A 14541-nucleotide genomic window follows, 5' to 3' on the forward strand; every position below is an offset into this window, starting at 1 on the left:
CGCATCAGCGTCCTGTTCGCCATGCTCCGCGACGGAACCTTCTACGAACCCAGAACCCCACAGCCTGCTTGACGAAAGACATAGAGGCACCCCCCGTCCGAGCCGTGCGAAGCCGGTTCGAGGATGGGGCGCGTGCCGGGCGTCGCGCGGCAGACGCGAATGGTCAGAGAGGGCCTAGTTTCCAGGCCGTGTCGTTCGGCGCCCCGGTCCTCGCCCAGGCCCCCGGCCGCTGCCCGGACGACGCCCGGCAGCGGCCGTGAGCGCCTGCCGCCGTCCGCGCCCAGGCAGGACCGGGAGTGCCACCGGTCGGTGAGCGGTCCCCTCGGTGAAGCGAAACGAAGCGCGCCGCGGACACGGGGTGTCAGGCACCCTCGTGTCCGCGGCGCGCTCCGGACAGGAACGCCGGGGCCGGCCTCACCCGGCGCGGCGACGGGCACCCGCGCGCCGCTTCAGCGCGCGCCGTTCGTTCTCGTTCGTGCCGCCCCAGACGCCGATGGTCTGGTTGGTGTCCAGCGCCCACTGCAGACACTGCTCCTCTACGGGGCAGCGCCGGCAGACCGCCTTGGCCTGCTCCGCCTGCATCAGGGCCGGACCGGTGGTGCCGATCGGGAAGAAGAGGTCGGGGTCCTCGTGGCGGCACGCCGCGTGCTCTCGCCAGTTGTCCATGAAAAGTCACCTGCGCATCGTCGAGTGTCCGTGCCTTGGAAAACGTCTGCTCGTCTTCGGGTGACCTGTCGTTTGGCGGATAAAACCACGCAGTCCCATGCAATCAGGAACTTCGCAGAATCCCCACACCGTCACTGCTCCCGCAGACCCCACGGAGTGCCGTACGCCGTCAGCAGGTCCAGGAACGGGCGGGCGGGGAACGCCTCGGGGCCGAGCACACCGGTACCGCTCCACGTTCCGCCGGCCAGGAGCTCCAGGGCGACGACGGGGTTGACCGCCGTCTGCCAGACCACGGCCTGACAGCCGTACTCCGCCATGGACCACTGGTTGTCGACCACGTGGTACAGGTACACCTCGCGCGGCGCGCCGTCCCGGGTGCCGCGCACCCACGTGCCCGCGCAGGTCTTCCCGTGCATGCGCTCGCCCAGCGTGGCCGGGTCGGGCAGGCACGCGGCGACGACGTCCCGTGGCGACACGGTGGCCGGACCCGCCGCACCGGGCACCTCGACCGGCTCGGTCCGGTCCAGGCCCAGCCGGTGCAGCGTCCGAAGCGTCTCGACGAACTCCGCGCCCAGCCCGTACTTGAAGGTCACGCGCCGCGCGTCGATCCAGCGCGGGACGAGCAGGACCTCCTCGTGCTCCACGTTCACGCACTCCACCGGGCCGATGCCCTCGGGGAAGTCGAAGACCTCCGGCTCGCTGAACGGTTCCGTGGTGAACCAGCCGCGGCCCGCCTCGTAGACGACCGGAGGATTCAGGCACTCCTCGATGGTCGTCCAGATGCTGAAGGAGGGCGCGAAGTCCAGGCCGTCGACGGTGAGGTTCGCGCCGTCGCGGACACCGATCTCCTCGATCTCGTCGAACAGCTCGTCGGCCGCGTACCGGGCGAACACGTCCGACAGCCCGGGCTCCACCCCCATGCCGACGAGCGCCAGCGCACCTGCCCGCTCCCAGTCGGCCGCCGCGGCGAACTGCTCGTCGCCGAGCCGGACCCCGCACTCCTCGTAGGGCCGCTCGGGGTGCGGCCGGGACAGGGACATCGCCATGTCGAGGTAGGTCGCGCCGGCCGCGCGGGCCGCCCGGAACAGCGGCATGACGAAGCGCGGATCGGTCGCGTTGAGGAGGACGTCGCAGCGGTGCCGGACCAGCAGGTCCCGCACCGCCGCCTCGTCCGCGGCGTCCACGCGCTCGGCGAGGAAGCGGGCGTCCTCACCGAGGGCGGCGACGGCGGCGCCGGCCCGGGCGGGATCGTGGTCGGCGACGACCATGGCGTCGAAGAACGGGCGGCGGGCGGCGATCCGGGTGATGGCGGTGCCCACACCACCGGCGCCCACGAGCAGTACACGCATGGCAGGAACTCCCTGACGGTCTCTGTGGTTCTCGGATCCCGTGCGGGCCGCCGAACGGCCGGCACGGGATCCCTCGGTTCGGGACGGGGCGCGCTCCCCGCCGCCGATCCAACGCCCGCCGGTCGCGTAAGGTCAATGGCGTTGGCATAAGCGTGCGCAGGGAGGCCCCGTCGTGCCGAAACCGGTGGTGCCCGAGGACAGGAGGCGCCGGCGCCGGCCCACCAGGAGCGGAACCGTGCTGTCCGAGCGGCTGATCGTCGACACCGCGCTGCGGCTGCTGCGGGAGCACGGCAGCGCCGGACTGACCGCCCGCCGGCTGGGCCACGCCCTCGACTGCGACCCGAGCACCCTGTACCGCTACTTCCGCGGCATGGACGACCTGGTCCTCGCCATCGGCGACGCGCTCGTCGGGCAGGCGCTGCGGGGCTGGCGGGCCACCGGGGACTGGCGGGCCGACCTGCGCGCCCTCGGGCTGCGGATCCACGCGGCGTACGTCGCCCACCCGCAGGCCGCGCAGGTGACCGCGGGCCGGGTCACCGGGCGCGCCAACGAGCTGGCCGGCGACGAGGCCGTCCTCGGCATTCTGCGCACGGCCGGCTTCCCCCTGCCCGAGACGGTGCGGATCTACCACGCCTTCGTCGACCAGACGCTGGCCTTCGCCGCGCTCGACGCCGCCTCACTGGCCCTGCCCAGCGCGGCGCTGCGGGCCGACGAGGACATGTGGCGCTCGACGTACGCCCGGCTGCCGGCCGAGACGCACCCCCGGATCGCCGAGGCGGCGCCCCTGCTGGCCGCCCGGATGGTCACCAGCGCCTATCCGACGGCCCTGGAGATGCTCCTGGACAGCGCCGAGGCACGGCTGCGGGCGGTACGGGAGCCCGCCGGGGGAGAGGGCCGGGACGGGCGGTAGGGCAACCCGCGGGGCTCCGGGTCCGCGCGGCTCCGGGTCCACGCGGCTTCGGAGCCGGGTGGGTCGACCGCCCGGCTCCAAGGTGCCGCCGGGTGGGTCACCGGCGCCGACGCCTCGGCGGCCGCCGCGCCCCCCGGCGCCTGCGGAGGAGCTGGACCTTAGGGCTCGGCGCCGCGCTCGCCGGCCTGTGCCGGTTCGCCGCCCTCGGCTCCGGCGCCCGTCTGCTCGGCCGCGTCCTCACCCGGCCGAGCGCGTGGCGGATCCTGGACGGGCTGATCGCCGGCACGATGATCACACTGATCGCCGGAGCGCGGACACCGTAAACCCCGGCGGCGCCCCGTCAGGACCGCGTCCGAGGGTCGCGCGCCCGCCGGTCCGACCGTCGGCTCCAGGGTCCGCTGGCCGCGGGCTGTGCGGTGCGCCTGCGGCGGGTTGTCCGGTCCGCGGCGGCGGCGGGCTCCCGGGTCCGATCGCCGTCGGCTCGGGTCCGCTCGCCGCGGGCTGTGCGGTGCGCCTGCGGCGGGTTGTCCGGTCCGCGCCGGCAGCGGGCTCCCGGGTCCGATCGCCGTCGGCTCCAGGGTCCGCTCGCCGCGGGCTGTGCGGTGCGCCCGCCGCGGACTCCCGGGTCCACCCACCATTGGCTCCCCGGTCCGCCCGCCGCGGGCTCTCCGGTTCGCGCCGGACGCGCCCGCCCCTGGCTGCCCAAAGCGCCCCGGTCCACCCGGCGTCCGTGCAGCGGCCTCCACCACCCGCCCCGGCCCGTACGGTCCTCCCCGGCCAGGGCCGTGAGCCCCGGTCGGCAGCCCGGGCGCGCCCCGGGCCCCGGTCGCGGTCGGCCCGCGAAGGACCCGGCCCGTGCTGCGATAGTGATGGCCGGACTGAAGGATGTAACGAGCAACCAGGATGCGCGTGGACACCAGCGAGAGCACCGACAGCGGCACCGAGGCCCGGAGCGAGGCCCGGGCCGGGGACCGGCCGGGGGAGCCGGACGCCGCCAGACCCGACCGGCGCGGCTGGCGCGGCTGGGCGATGGACACCCGCCCCCTGCGCCGGCCCGCCTACCGACGGCTGTGGTCGTCGACCATCGTCACCTCAGTCGGCAGCCAGCTCACCGCCGTCGCCGTGCCGAAGCAGATCTACGACATCACCGGCTCGTCGGCGTGGGTGGGGTACGCGAGCCTCGCCGGCCTGCTGCCGATGGTGGTCTTCGCGCTGTGGGGCGGAGCGGTCGCGGACACGATGGACCGCCGCAAGCTGCTGCTGATCACCAACATCGGCATCGCCGTCACCTCGCTGCTGTTCTGGCTGCAGGCCGTCGCCCGGCTGGACTCGGTCGTGACGCTGATGGTGCTGCTCGCGCTGCAGCAGGCCTTCTTCGGACTCAACTCACCGGCCCGCAACGCCTCCGTCGCCCGTCTGGTGCCCCCGGAGGAACTGCCCGCGGCCAACGCCCTCGGCTCCACGGTCATGCAGACGGGACTGGTGGCCGGACCGCTGCTCGCCGGTGCCCTCATACCCGTCATCGGGCTGCCCGAGCTGTACCTCATCGACGCCCTGGCGCTCTGCGTCACGGTGTGGGCCGTGGTGCGCCTGCCGTCGCTGCCGCCCCTGACCGGCACCGAGACCCGGCGCGCCGGCTGGCGCCAGGTCGCGGAGGGGTTCCACTACATCTCCCGGCACAAGGTGCTGCTGCTGTCCTTCCTCGCCGACATCATCGCCATGGTCTTCGGCATGCCCCGCGCCCTGTTCCCGCAGCTTGCCGCCCAGACCTACGCCTCCTTCGGCGAGGGGGTCGCGCTGGGCGTCCTCTTCGCGGCGATCCCCGTGGGCGCGGTGATCGGCGGACTGTTCAGCGGGACGTTCTCGCGGGCCCGCCGGCACGGCTGGATGGTCATCGGCGCCGTCGTCGCCTGGGGCGCGGCCGTCGCCGGGTGCGGGCTGAGCCGCAACCTCTGGGTCGCCGTGGTGTTCCTGGCCGCCGCCGGGATCGCCGACATGGTGTCCATGGTCTTCCGGGGCGCGATCCTGCTGTCCGCCGCCACCGACGAGATGCGCGGCCGCATGCAGGGCGTCTTCACGGTGGTCGTCGCGGGCGGTCCGCGCCTGGCCGACGTGCTGCACGGCACCGCGGGCTCCGCCTTCGGCCCCCGAGCGGCCGTCACGGCAGGCGGTCTCCTGGTCGTCGTCCTGATGCTGGGCCTGGCGGCCGCGGTGCCGGCGCTGCGCCGCTACCGCGTCTGATCCCGGCGCGGGCGGCGGACGGCCCGCCCGCCGCCGGCGAGCGGTTCTACACGGTCCTGCGGCGGGGGTGGAGCGTGTACTGCTCCATCAGCTTCACCCGGGTGGCCTCCAGGCGGTGGGCGAGGATCTCGGCGACGATCCGCATGAGCGAGAGACCGAGTGCGGGATCCTCCTCGCACAGGTCGAGCACCGACCGCGCGTCGAACTCGTAGGCGCGCACGGGACTGAAGGCCTCGGCGCCGAAGTCCCACTGGTACGGCGGGAAGAGCCACGACCAGCCGAGCAGGTCCCCGGAGCCGAGACTGGCGACGGTGACCCGGCGCAGGGGCGTCACCTGCAGGTCGAGGGAGACGGCACCGGAGCGGATGACCCAGAAGCGATCAGCTGTCCGGCCGGCCTCGAAGATCCTCGCGTCCTCGGGGAAGGACACCTCACGGGCCAGCGTCATCAGGCGCTGTCGCTGCGGCTGGGGGAGTGCGGTCAGCAGTTTCGTGGCTCTGGTCATGTCGCAGGGCTCCTCGCCGGCGATGGTTCAGCGCACTTGCCTACGCCCATTCCAGCCGCTGCGGGCGCGCCGGGCACCTCGGCGGGGGCGGCTTTGCGCGGGCGAATGTCCACGCTCCCGGGCCGGGTTGGGCGGTCGCGCGGTGGCCGGTGCGGCAAGGGGGCCTGGGCATGAAAAAGCCCTGGCTGGACGGGGGAAGCCAGCCAGGGCCGTGTGCGGCGGCGTACGGAGGACGGTTCCGGTCGACCCCGTCGCCGCTTATGGATGAACGATAAACCATCTTGGGCGGTGTTCTGTCACCGGAACCGGGTCACGTGACCCGATTCACGTCACGGCGGACGCCTCGGGGCCGGCCTCCTCGCAGTGCCGGCCCGGGGTGAGGATCTCGTCCAGCACTCTGAGGACGGTCTCGTAGGCCATCACGCGCACGGCGGCCTCCTGCCGGCCGTCGGCGTCGGCCGGGCCGGAGGAGTCCCGGCGCGAGCGCCACGCCCGCTCCTCCTCCGCGGCACAGGTCCTGGCGCGCTGCATGCGCCGCAACAACTCGTCTGAGTCCACGACATCGGTCATGACCAACGGATACCCGCAACCCGGCGTCCCGATGGCAGCCACGTGGACCGGGAGAGGTTTGCCGGGTTTGACCGGGCCCAGAAGGGTCAGCCGGACCAGTGAGACCCGCGGTGCCCGTGCGGCACACGGATCGGACGGACCGTGCCGGGCGACCACCGGCGACGGACCGTGCCGCGTGACCACCGGCATGCGCCGGCCGCCGCAGGGCTCGGCCGCGGGTCCGCGGGCCGCGGACCTTCCGGCCGGGTCCGGCTTCCTTCCATCATCAACGGGGAGCGAGGAATGTGCGAACGGCACACGACCACATCCACCCTTGACGAGACCCGGGGCGCCGGCCGCCCCGGGCCGTTCCGGCCGTGCGAACCGGCCGAGGTGCGGCGGGCGGTGGAGCAGGCGATCGCGGAGCGGTGCCGGTCGACCGGCACGCCCTGCGACCGGGACGCCCTCTCCGACGCCCAGCTCGTCGCCTCGGAGCTGACGACCAACGCGATACTCCACGGCGGCGGGGTCACCGACTTCCACGTCGACCTCGTCGGGCGCGGTGTGCGGGTCTGCGTCAGCGACCGCAGCGACCGCCCGCCGGTCACCCGCCCGCCCGTCGACCGGCACGGCAGGCGCCGGGTCGGAGGCCGTGGATGGCCGATCGTGTGCCGGCTCGCCCGGGACGTCCAGGTGTCCGGCCTGCCGTCCGGTGGCAAGTGCGTCAGCGCCGTGGTGCCCCTGCCTTGACCGCCGTTTTCGCCGTGCTTGAGGCATGATGCTGGGGAGAGTTGCCGCCTGCAAAGAAATCCCGAAGAAGCGGAGTTTGCCGCTTCGGGTCAAGGGCAGACGGAGTTTCGTGCTTCGGACCGGAGGCGCGCCAGTGGGAGCGGTATGGCTGCTCCGGCCCCCCGGGTGATCCGGACCAGCATCCCTCCCGCGGTACATCCCTGAGACCACCGTTCAGGAGCTATCCCGCATGCTCATCGATATGTCGACAAGCCGTCCCGGTACGCCCGACGACCAGGCCGCCGCCCGTGCGCGGCGGCCCCACGACGACGCCCCCGACACCGCGACCCTCTTCGATCGGCTGGCCGCACTGGAGCCCGGCCCCGAACGGGATGCCGTCCGCGACGAGCTCGTGACCGCGTGGCTGCCCATGGCCCACCGCATCGCCGGCCGCTTCCGCGACCGGGGGGAGTCGATCGAGGATCTGCGCCAGGTCGCCGCGCTGGGACTGGTGAAGGCCATCGACCGGTTCGACCCGGCGCGCGGAGCCTTCGAGAGCTACGCCGTGCCGACCATCACCGGCGAGGTCAAGCGGCACTTCCGGGACCGGATGTGGGCCCTGCGGGTGCCGCGCCGCGTCCAGGAGCTGCGCAACAAGGTGCGCGTGGCCCGCCGCGAACTGACCCAGAACCCCGGCAGCCCGGAACCCTCGGTCGCCGACATCGCCGCCCACACCGGGCTGACCGAGGACGAGGTCAGCACGGGGATGGAGGCACTCGACAGCTTCAGCACCCTGTCCCTGGACGCCGAACTGTCGGCCGCGGGCGACGGGTACAGCCTCGCCGACACGCTCGGCACGTCGGACTCCTCCTACGACGTCGTCGTCGACCGCGAGTCCGCCAAGGAAGGCCTGCGCAGGCTTCCCGAACGCGAACGGGCCATCCTCTACATGCGCTTTTTCGAGGACATGACACAAAGTCGTATCGCCGACCGGCTGGGAATCTCCCAGATGCACGTCTCCCGGCTCATCAGCCGCAGCTGCGCCCGCGTCCGCGACGAGGTGCTGACGGAACGCGGCAACCGACGCGGTCCGGGTCCGCGACCGGCGGCCATCTGATCCTTTCGAGCCGGCCCCACCGGCTCCGGCCGAACGATGCTCGACGAGCCATGGAGCGTGACCGAGTGCTGATGCCCCACCCCGACGTCCTGCGCAAGCTCGTCGCCGAGTACCACGCGGCGCTCACCGAGGAGCCCGCGAGCGCGGCCGGTGTTCCCGGCCGGCGCGCGCAGGACCTGGCGTACACCCTGTGCGTCTCCACCGGAACCCGCGAGGTCGGCGCGGCTCTGCGGGAGGCCCGGCGCATGCTGTCGGCCGCCGCCCCCGCCCGCGCTTCCGGTCCGGGGCAGAGCAAGGCGTCTGTCTCCGCCACCGTCCCCGCCCGTATGACCGCGGTGTCCCCCCTCACGCCGGCCGCCGCAGGCGCAACGGCCGCACCGCTGGCCGCCATGCCCGCGCCGGTCGCGGCACAGCCCGTCGCCGACTGAGTCACCGCACGGCCGCCGCCCGGCCGCCCACGCGGTCCGCGACGCCGTCACCGGCACGCAGCCGCCCGTATGCGACACCCGCATGCGGGCGGCTCGGCGTACCGGCCCCGCGACGCGGCCACGCCCTCGCCGGGTCTCCCGCTCCAGCGCCCGGTCCCGGGCAACGGCGACACGGCCTTGCACCCGGTTCCGGCCTGGCGGCGGCGCTCCCACCCCTGGGCGCGCCGGCGTCGCTCCGCTGCGGTTCCACTGACGCCGTGGAGCGCGCGACGGCGGGGGGCGACGCCTCGGCCACCGCGCACCGTCCCGCTTCGGCCAGGGCCGCGCGGCCGGGGCGCGCTCCGGATCCGCTCCGGCGGCCGCCGCCCGTGCGACAGACTGCCGGCCGACCCAGGCCGTCCGCGGCTGCGGGTCCTCGCGGCACAACCTGCCCGGGCTGGAGTGCTCCCGCCCGGGCGCCCGGCTCCGGCGTATGTCCGTGTCCCGCCGGGGCATCCGGAGTGCTGGAGGTGGACATGGACACGAGTGTCATGGCGGGGACGGGCCGCACACGGGCCCGGCGGGCGGCGAAGGGCTCGGTGACGCGGGGAGCGGCCAGGGCGGGACTGGCCGCCCGAGGAGTGATCTACCTGCTGGTCGGCGTCATCGCGCTGCGGATCGCGTTCGGGGACGGCAGCAGGGAGGCCGATCGCAACGGGGCCCTCGCGGCCATCGCCGGGGAGCCGTTCGGGGCGGTCCTGCTGTGGGCCCTCGGCATCGGCCTGGCCTGCATGGCCCTGTGGCGGCTGTCCGAGGTGGTCTTCGGTTCCGTCGGGCCCAAGGGCCGGTCGGCGAAGAAGCGCCTGCTGGCCCTGGGTCGGTGCGTGTTCTACGTGTTCGTCGCCTATTCCGTGCTGGCCTTCGCGGCGGGCTCCGGCGGCGGCACCGGGTCCAGCGACGAGCAGTCGCGCGACGTCACGGCCAAGGTGCTGGACATGCCCGGCGGCCAGTGGATCGTCGGCGTCGTCGGCGCCGGGATAGTGGTGGCGGGCATCTGGATCGGAGTGCAGGCGGTGCGCCGCAAGTACCACGACAAGCTCAGGCTGGGCGAGATGTCCGCGAGGACGCGCAAGCTCGTCGACGTGGCCGGAGTGGGCGGCGGCGCCGCCCGCGGGCTGGTCTTCGCCGCGGCGGGCGCCTTCGCGATCCGCGCGGCCGTCGACTACCGGCCCGAGCGGGCCAAGGGCCTGGACGACACCCTGCGCTCGTTCGCCGACACGCCCCTCGGCCCGTGGCTGCTCGTGCTGGTCGCCGCCGGTCTCGTCCTGTTCGGCCTGTTCTCCTTCGCGCTGGCCCGCTGGCGCCGGGTCTGACCCGCGCCGGCACGGCCCCCTGAGGCCCATGTCGTCCCGCCGGGTCTGAGCGGCCCGGTGCGGGGAACACGGAGCGGATGAACGATGACGAGCTTCCCCCCGACGAGCGGGCCGTGGAGGTGTACCTCGACCTGCTGCGTGTCCGGCTGCCCGAAGAGGACTACGAACTCCTGCTCGACCTGGTCGACCCGGTCCTGCGCGCGATCGACGAGCGCGGTCTGTCGACCGTCGACTTCCCGCTGAACGACGCCCGCGCGCAGGGGCTGCCGCAGGAGATACGGGACGAGGCCGCACTGGTCATCGCCACCGCGGTCACCGGCCGGATGGACAACGAGCTGGTCGTCCTGGACATCGAGGAGACCGGCCCGGTCCGCGTGGTCACCGACGCCGAGACCGCGGCCGACCCCGGCCGGCTCACCGAGATCGCCGACTTCATCCGCGAGCGGCACCGTGAGACCGAGACGCTGCGCGGCATCGCAGAGGTGAGCGACCTGCCGACGGACTTCTGACGGGCCGGTCACGACCGTGACCGGCCCGCCGACCTGAGCGGGCCGGTCACCGCTCAGGCGTCGCCACCGGCACGCCCAGGGGGCGGGCCAGCCCCAGCACGGCCTCGTCCAGCCGCTGCAGATGCCGCAGCACCCGGTCGGTGACCCGGCCGTAGCGGGGGGTGCCGGCCGTTCCCGGCTCCAGCAGCGAGGCGATGCTCGGAGCGGACTCGACCTCGGCGGCGGCGCGCTCGTCGGTCACGTGCGCGGTGATCGCCCCGATGTTCCGGCTCATCCGTCGGCAGGCCTCGCGCAGCCGCGGCTCCGCCGCGATGGAGGGATGGGTCGGCAGCAGCTCGGCGGTCGCCGCCAGGGAGCGCGCGTGGTAGGCACCGGTCTCCAGCAGCGCGACGACGTACTCGGCCGTGTTGCGCCGGGCCCGCAAGGGCGTAATGGGATGGGTCAGCGGCTGTGTGGCCGACCGCAGGTCGCCGAGCGCCCGGTCCAGCTCGCGCGCCCTGTCCAGCAGGTCCGTCGCGGAGCCGCCGCTGAGCTGTTCGACGGCGGCCTCGGTGACGTCGGTGAGCCGCTCCAGCACCGTCACGAGCAGTTCGTTGGTACGGCGGTCCGTGTGCACCGGCAGGACCAGCGCCGCCGCGATGACCCCGCAGGCCGCGCCCAGCGCCGTCTCCTCCACGCGCAGCACCAGCACCGACATGCTGTACGCGTGCAGCAGGGTGTACAGCAGCCCGAGCGCCGCGGTGACGAAGAAGGACATCACCGTGTACGACACCGGCGCCGTGTAGAACATCAGGAAGACGAACACCAACACGAGTCCGAGCGCCGTCCAGGTGTGGTGACCGACCAGACCGGCCAGCACGATACCGGCCACCACGCCCAGCACCGTGCCCACCAGACGGCGGTACCCCTTGACCACGATCTCGCCGGTGGACGAGGTGTTGAGGAACACGATCCAGCAGGTCAGCACCGCCCAGTACCACCGCTGCGCGGACAGGAACTCGCCCCCCACGATCGCCAGCGCCGAGCCCACCGCGACCTGGAGCGCGGCCCGCGTGGTCGGCCTGCGCAGCCCGCCCGGCTGCTCCTGCTGGGCGCGCTCGTTCTCCTCGGCGCCCTCGATGGCGGCGTCCTCGGCGTCCAGCTCCTCCCGGGAGCGGGCCGCCGCCGGGGTGTCGTCGGCGTCGTCCTGCGGCGCGCCCAGCGCGGTCCTGAGCCCCAGCACCGCCCGCGCGGCCTCGCCGATGCCGCGGAAGACGTCCTGCGCGGCGGCCGGCGCCGGCGGCAGGTTCTCCTCGTCGCGGTAACCGAGGAGCCGGTTGCGCACGTGCGACAACGCCGTGCCCCCGCCCTCCCCGACGGGCCGCAGCACCAGCATCCGCAGGGCGCCCAGGTCCCGGCGCATCGTGTCGGTCACGTCGTCCCGCACCGGCAGCAGGCGACCCTGGGGAACCGGCGCGCCGGGCAGGTGCAGGGTGAGCGTGTCGGCCCGCTCGGCGCTGCGCGCGTTGAGCAGCAGCAGGCCCAGCCGCTCGGCGGCGACCTCGGCGTCCGCGATGCGGCGCTGGACCAGCCGCGCCACGGTTTCGTCCGAGGAGCCCTCCTCCAGACCGCCCTGGATCATCATGGCCGTGTCGTGCAGGCGCAGGGTGTTCTCCCGGACCTCCTGCAGCGCCCGGTCCATGTCGCCGGGACCGGTGTCCAGCAGGGTGAGCTGCGCGGACACCAACTGCGCGAGGCGCACCCGGAACGCCTCGCGCAGCCGCTCCAGGATGCCCGCGGGTGTCTCGTGCACGACGACGAACCGCACGAAGGCGCTGCTGGCGAAGGCGATCACGAGCACGCCGTACAGTCCCGGCAGGGCGCTGGGGGTGGCGCCGACGAACAGGGACAGGAAGTAGATCTGGAAGCCGATCAGGCCGAGCGCGGTGCCCCGGTCGCCGAAGCGGCGTCCGTAGACGGCGCAGAAGATCAGGGCGACGAAGAAGAGGTCCCCGAGCACGACGTGGGAACTGAGCAGCGCGCCCAGCGACACGGAGGCCAGCGCCGTCGCCAGCCCGAGGACGAGCGTCACGGCCTGCTTCCCGCGCTGCTTCTCGCGGATGGCGAAGGTGGCCACCATCGAGGCGATCGCCCCGGCCACCAGATGGGTCAGGGGCGCCCGCAGCACGCCGAGGACGGCCAGGGTCAGGGCGATCGCCCCGACCGTGCGCATCCCGGTGGCCAGCCGCAGCAGGCCGGGATCGGACGCCGCCAGGTGGTCCCGCAGCCGTGCCCCGAACGACTGTCCCGCTGCCCTCACGCCGCCGTACTCTCTCCCGCTCCAGCCGATGATCGGCAACCTCAAGGATGGCACGCCGCGGCCGGACCGCTCCCGCGGCCCGGCCGCACCCCGCCGGGCCGTCCCGGCGCCGGGGTCACAACTCCACGCGCCGGGACCGGTCGACGTGCTGCCGCACCTGCTCCGGCGTGAGGTAGGAGTCGGTGTACTCGAAGTCCTTGAGCTTGGCCGGTTTGCGGGCCTGGAAGCCGGTGCGCACGAAGTCGTCGCCGGCCACCGCGTTGAGTATCCAGTTCGTCAGGACCCGGGTCCTGGCGACGTTCGTGCGCAGCGCCGCCAGGTGGTAGCCGCGGGCGACCACCTGGGCGGGCAGGCCGTGCAGTTCCACACCGAGCGGCTTGGAGACGGCGTCGCTGCCGCCGAGGTCGACGACGAGGCCGAGGTCCTTGTGCTCGTACGGGCGCATCGGCTGGTTCCGCAGCGTCGCGATGACGTTGTCGGCGACGCGAGTGCCCTGGCGCATGGCGTGCTGCGCGGTCGGCGGGCAGACCGCCCCGTCGCCCTTGGCGAGGTCGGGCACGGCGGCGGAGTCGCCGAGCGCGAACACCCCGTCGTGGCCGGGCAGGCACATCTCGGCGGTGACCGCGAGCCGGCCCTTGACCGTCTCCGCACCCAGCGTGGCGATCAGCGGGCTGGCCACCACCCCCGCCGTCCAGATCAGGGTCCGGGTCGGCACCACCCGGCCGTCGGTGAAGGTGACCTCGGTCGGCCCCGCCTTGGCGATGGAGACCCCCAGCGAGACCTCGATGCCACGCCGGCGCAGCACCTCCAGCGCGCTCCGGCCCAGCTTCTCGCCCAGCTCCGGCATCAGCTTCGGCGCGATGTCGATCAGATGCCACTTGATCAGGGACGGGTCCAGCCGGGGGTAGCGCTGGACGGCGGCGTGCGTCAGGCGCTGCAGGTACGCGGCCGTCTCGGTGCCTGCGTAGCCGCCGCCGACCACCACGAACTGCAGCCGGGACTCGCGCTCGGCCGGGTCCTGGCTGGCGTCCGCGAGGTCCAGCTGGGAGATGACGTGGTCGCGGATGTAGGCGGCTTCGGCGAGCGTCTTCATCCCGAAGGCGTGGTCCGTCAGGCCCGGGATGTCGAACGTGCGGGTGACGCTGCCCGGCGCCAGCACGATGTAGTCGTACGGCTCGTCGATGAGCTCGTCGGTGATGGTGCGGATGACGCAGACCTTCGCCTTCGGGTCCACACCGATGGCCCCGCCGGGGATGATGCGGGTGCGGTACCTGCTGCTGCGGCGCAGCGAGACCGCGATCGACTGGGGCGTCAGTACGCCCGAGGCGACCTGGGGGAGCAACGGCAGGTAGAGCTGGTAGGCGAACGGCGTCACCAGGGTGATGTCGGCCTCGCCGGGGGTGAGTTTGCGCTCCAGACGGCGCACGCACTCCACTCCCGCGAAGCCTGCGCCAACCACCAGGATCCTGGGTCGTGTCACGGTGTTCATCCCTTCTGCGGCTCCAGGCGGTCTGCCTCGACGTCCATGCGCCTGCCCCTGGATCGCTGCTTCGCACCTCATCGGTCCCACCGCGTCACCACACGCTCCGCCGGCCGGGCAGGGCGGGCGTGCGCCTCGGACGAGGTTCCCTGGGCCCACCCTGCCCGCCGGCGGCCGGACGCGCACCACCGCGGGCGCGGCGGCCGTGTCGGGCGCGGTCGGTCACGGTCCGCCTCCGCGAGTTCCCGGGACGGACGGGCCTACGTATCTCACCTCTCACCCGATGTGACGGCGGCGGCAGCGGGTCCCCGCGCCGTCGTCCGACGCCGGACGGGGGCCGATGAAATCCGATCGTGTCGTGTAGGCCCCGGTCTTCCGGGTAGCCCGACCGACATGACGAGTGCGGT

13 protein-coding genes and 1 pseudogene are annotated in these 14541 nt (G+C 73.7%); 8 read left to right on the forward strand and 6 right to left on the reverse strand.

Annotation, left to right across the window (positions count from 1 at the left end; translation table 11 throughout):
* Positions 1–414: 414 nt before the first annotated feature.
* Positions 415–666: a WhiB family transcriptional regulator gene (locus tag ABZ920_RS28240; RefSeq protein WP_361510861.1), complete on the reverse strand. Its 252-nt coding sequence runs from the start codon at positions 664–666 to the stop codon at positions 415–417.
* 131 nt (positions 667–797) lie between these two features.
* Positions 798–2015: a saccharopine dehydrogenase C-terminal domain-containing protein gene (locus ABZ920_RS28245; RefSeq protein ID WP_361510864.1), complete on the reverse strand. Its 1218-nt coding sequence runs from the start codon at positions 2013–2015 to the stop codon at positions 798–800.
* A gap of 172 nt (positions 2016–2187) precedes the next feature.
* On the opposite strand from ABZ920_RS28245, the gene ABZ920_RS28250 reads away from it, so the two are divergent.
* The 3 genes and pseudogenes from ABZ920_RS28250 to ABZ920_RS28260 all read left to right on the forward strand — a co-directional run bounded on the left by ABZ920_RS28250 (position 2188) and on the right by ABZ920_RS28260 (position 5166).
* Positions 2188–2925 carry a TetR/AcrR family transcriptional regulator gene (locus ABZ920_RS28250; RefSeq protein WP_361510867.1) on the forward strand — a complete coding sequence of 246 codons (738 nt, stop codon included), beginning with the start codon at positions 2188–2190 and terminating at the stop codon, positions 2923–2925.
* Between the two features lie 152 nt (positions 2926–3077).
* Positions 3078–3248 (forward strand): annotated as a pseudogene (locus ABZ920_RS28255) (amino acid transporter); the annotation flags it as partial.
* 586 nt (positions 3249–3834) lie between these two features.
* On the forward strand, positions 3835–5166 hold the full coding sequence (locus ABZ920_RS28260) for an MFS transporter (protein ID WP_361510870.1): 1332 nt from the start codon (positions 3835–3837) through the stop codon (positions 5164–5166).
* 46 nt (positions 5167–5212) lie between these two features.
* Here the strand turns inward: ABZ920_RS28260 and ABZ920_RS28265 are convergent, their stop codons facing one another.
* Together ABZ920_RS28265 and ABZ920_RS28270 are read right to left on the reverse strand one after the other, a co-directional pair.
* Positions 5213–5671: a cyclic nucleotide-binding domain-containing protein gene (locus ABZ920_RS28265; protein ID WP_361510873.1), complete on the reverse strand. Its 459-nt coding sequence runs from the start codon at positions 5669–5671 to the stop codon at positions 5213–5215.
* A 324-nt stretch (positions 5672–5995) separates the two neighbouring features.
* Positions 5996–6241 carry a hypothetical protein gene (locus tag ABZ920_RS28270; protein WP_361510876.1) on the reverse strand — a complete coding sequence of 82 codons (246 nt, stop codon included), beginning with the start codon at positions 6239–6241 and terminating at the stop codon, positions 5996–5998.
* Positions 6242–6523: 282 nt separating this feature from the next.
* Between ABZ920_RS28270 and ABZ920_RS28275 the strand changes: the two genes are divergently transcribed.
* The 5 genes from ABZ920_RS28275 to ABZ920_RS28295 all read left to right on the forward strand — a co-directional run bounded on the left by ABZ920_RS28275 (position 6524) and on the right by ABZ920_RS28295 (position 10355).
* The gene (locus ABZ920_RS28275; RefSeq protein WP_361510878.1) at positions 6524–6970 is read left to right on the forward strand and encodes an ATP-binding protein; all 447 of its coding nucleotides are present in this window, start codon (positions 6524–6526) and stop codon (positions 6968–6970) included.
* 229 nt (positions 6971–7199) lie between these two features.
* Positions 7200–8066, forward strand: a complete 867-nt coding sequence (locus tag ABZ920_RS28280) for a SigB/SigF/SigG family RNA polymerase sigma factor (RefSeq protein WP_361510881.1) — start codon at positions 7200–7202, stop codon at positions 8064–8066.
* 50 nt (positions 8067–8116) lie between these two features.
* On the forward strand, positions 8117–8494 hold the full coding sequence (locus ABZ920_RS28285) for a DUF5133 domain-containing protein (RefSeq protein ID WP_361510884.1): 378 nt from the start codon (positions 8117–8119) through the stop codon (positions 8492–8494).
* A gap of 515 nt (positions 8495–9009) precedes the next feature.
* On the forward strand, positions 9010–9846 hold the full coding sequence (locus tag ABZ920_RS28290) for a DUF1206 domain-containing protein (protein ID WP_361510887.1): 837 nt from the start codon (positions 9010–9012) through the stop codon (positions 9844–9846).
* Between the two features lie 77 nt (positions 9847–9923).
* Positions 9924–10355, forward strand: coding sequence for a hypothetical protein (locus ABZ920_RS28295; protein ID WP_361510890.1), 432 nt, complete (start codon positions 9924–9926; stop codon positions 10353–10355).
* A 46-nt stretch (positions 10356–10401) separates the two neighbouring features.
* Here ABZ920_RS28295 and ABZ920_RS28300 read toward each other — a convergent pair whose 3' ends face one another.
* Both ABZ920_RS28300 and ABZ920_RS28305 read right to left on the reverse strand, forming a co-directional pair.
* Positions 10402–12567, reverse strand: a complete 2166-nt coding sequence (locus tag ABZ920_RS28300; protein WP_361510973.1) for an FUSC family protein — start codon at positions 12565–12567, stop codon at positions 10402–10404.
* Positions 12568–12769: 202 nt separating this feature from the next.
* Positions 12770–14143: an NAD(P)/FAD-dependent oxidoreductase gene (locus tag ABZ920_RS28305; RefSeq protein ID WP_361510893.1), complete on the reverse strand. Its 1374-nt coding sequence runs from the start codon at positions 14141–14143 to the stop codon at positions 12770–12772.
* Positions 14144–14541 lie beyond the last annotated feature (398 nt).

Source organism: Streptomyces sp. NPDC046831 (assembly GCF_040645305.1).
GTDB lineage: Bacteria > Actinomycetota > Actinomycetes > Streptomycetales > Streptomycetaceae > Streptomyces.

What these genes read in the sequence shown, in the direction of transcription:
- ABZ920_RS28240 (WP_361510861.1), bottom strand. Translation starts at nt 666, where the DNA reads ATGGACAACTGGCGAGAGCACGCGGCGTGCCGCCACGAGGACCCCGAC.
- ABZ920_RS28245 (WP_361510864.1), bottom strand. Translation starts at nt 2,015, where the DNA reads ATGCGTGTACTGCTCGTGGGCGCCGGTGGTGTGGGCACCGCCATCACC.
- ABZ920_RS28265 (WP_361510873.1), bottom strand. Translation starts at nt 5,671, where the DNA reads ATGACCAGAGCCACGAAACTGCTGACCGCACTCCCCCAGCCGCAGCGA.
- ABZ920_RS28270 (WP_361510876.1), bottom strand. Translation starts at nt 6,241, where the DNA reads ATGACCGATGTCGTGGACTCAGACGAGTTGTTGCGGCGCATGCAGCGC.
- ABZ920_RS28275 (WP_361510878.1), top strand. Translation starts at nt 6,524, where the DNA reads ATGTGCGAACGGCACACGACCACATCCACCCTTGACGAGACCCGGGGC.
- ABZ920_RS28280 (WP_361510881.1), top strand. Translation starts at nt 7,200, where the DNA reads ATGCTCATCGATATGTCGACAAGCCGTCCCGGTACGCCCGACGACCAG.
- ABZ920_RS28285 (WP_361510884.1), top strand. Translation starts at nt 8,117, where the DNA reads ATGGAGCGTGACCGAGTGCTGATGCCCCACCCCGACGTCCTGCGCAAG.
- ABZ920_RS28290 (WP_361510887.1), top strand. Translation starts at nt 9,010, where the DNA reads ATGGACACGAGTGTCATGGCGGGGACGGGCCGCACACGGGCCCGGCGG.
- ABZ920_RS28295 (WP_361510890.1), top strand. Translation starts at nt 9,924, where the DNA reads ATGAACGATGACGAGCTTCCCCCCGACGAGCGGGCCGTGGAGGTGTAC.
- ABZ920_RS28300 (WP_361510973.1), bottom strand. Translation starts at nt 12,567, where the DNA reads ATGCGCACGGTCGGGGCGATCGCCCTGACCCTGGCCGTCCTCGGCGTG.
- ABZ920_RS28305 (WP_361510893.1), bottom strand. Translation starts at nt 14,143, where the DNA reads ATGAACACCGTGACACGACCCAGGATCCTGGTGGTTGGCGCAGGCTTC.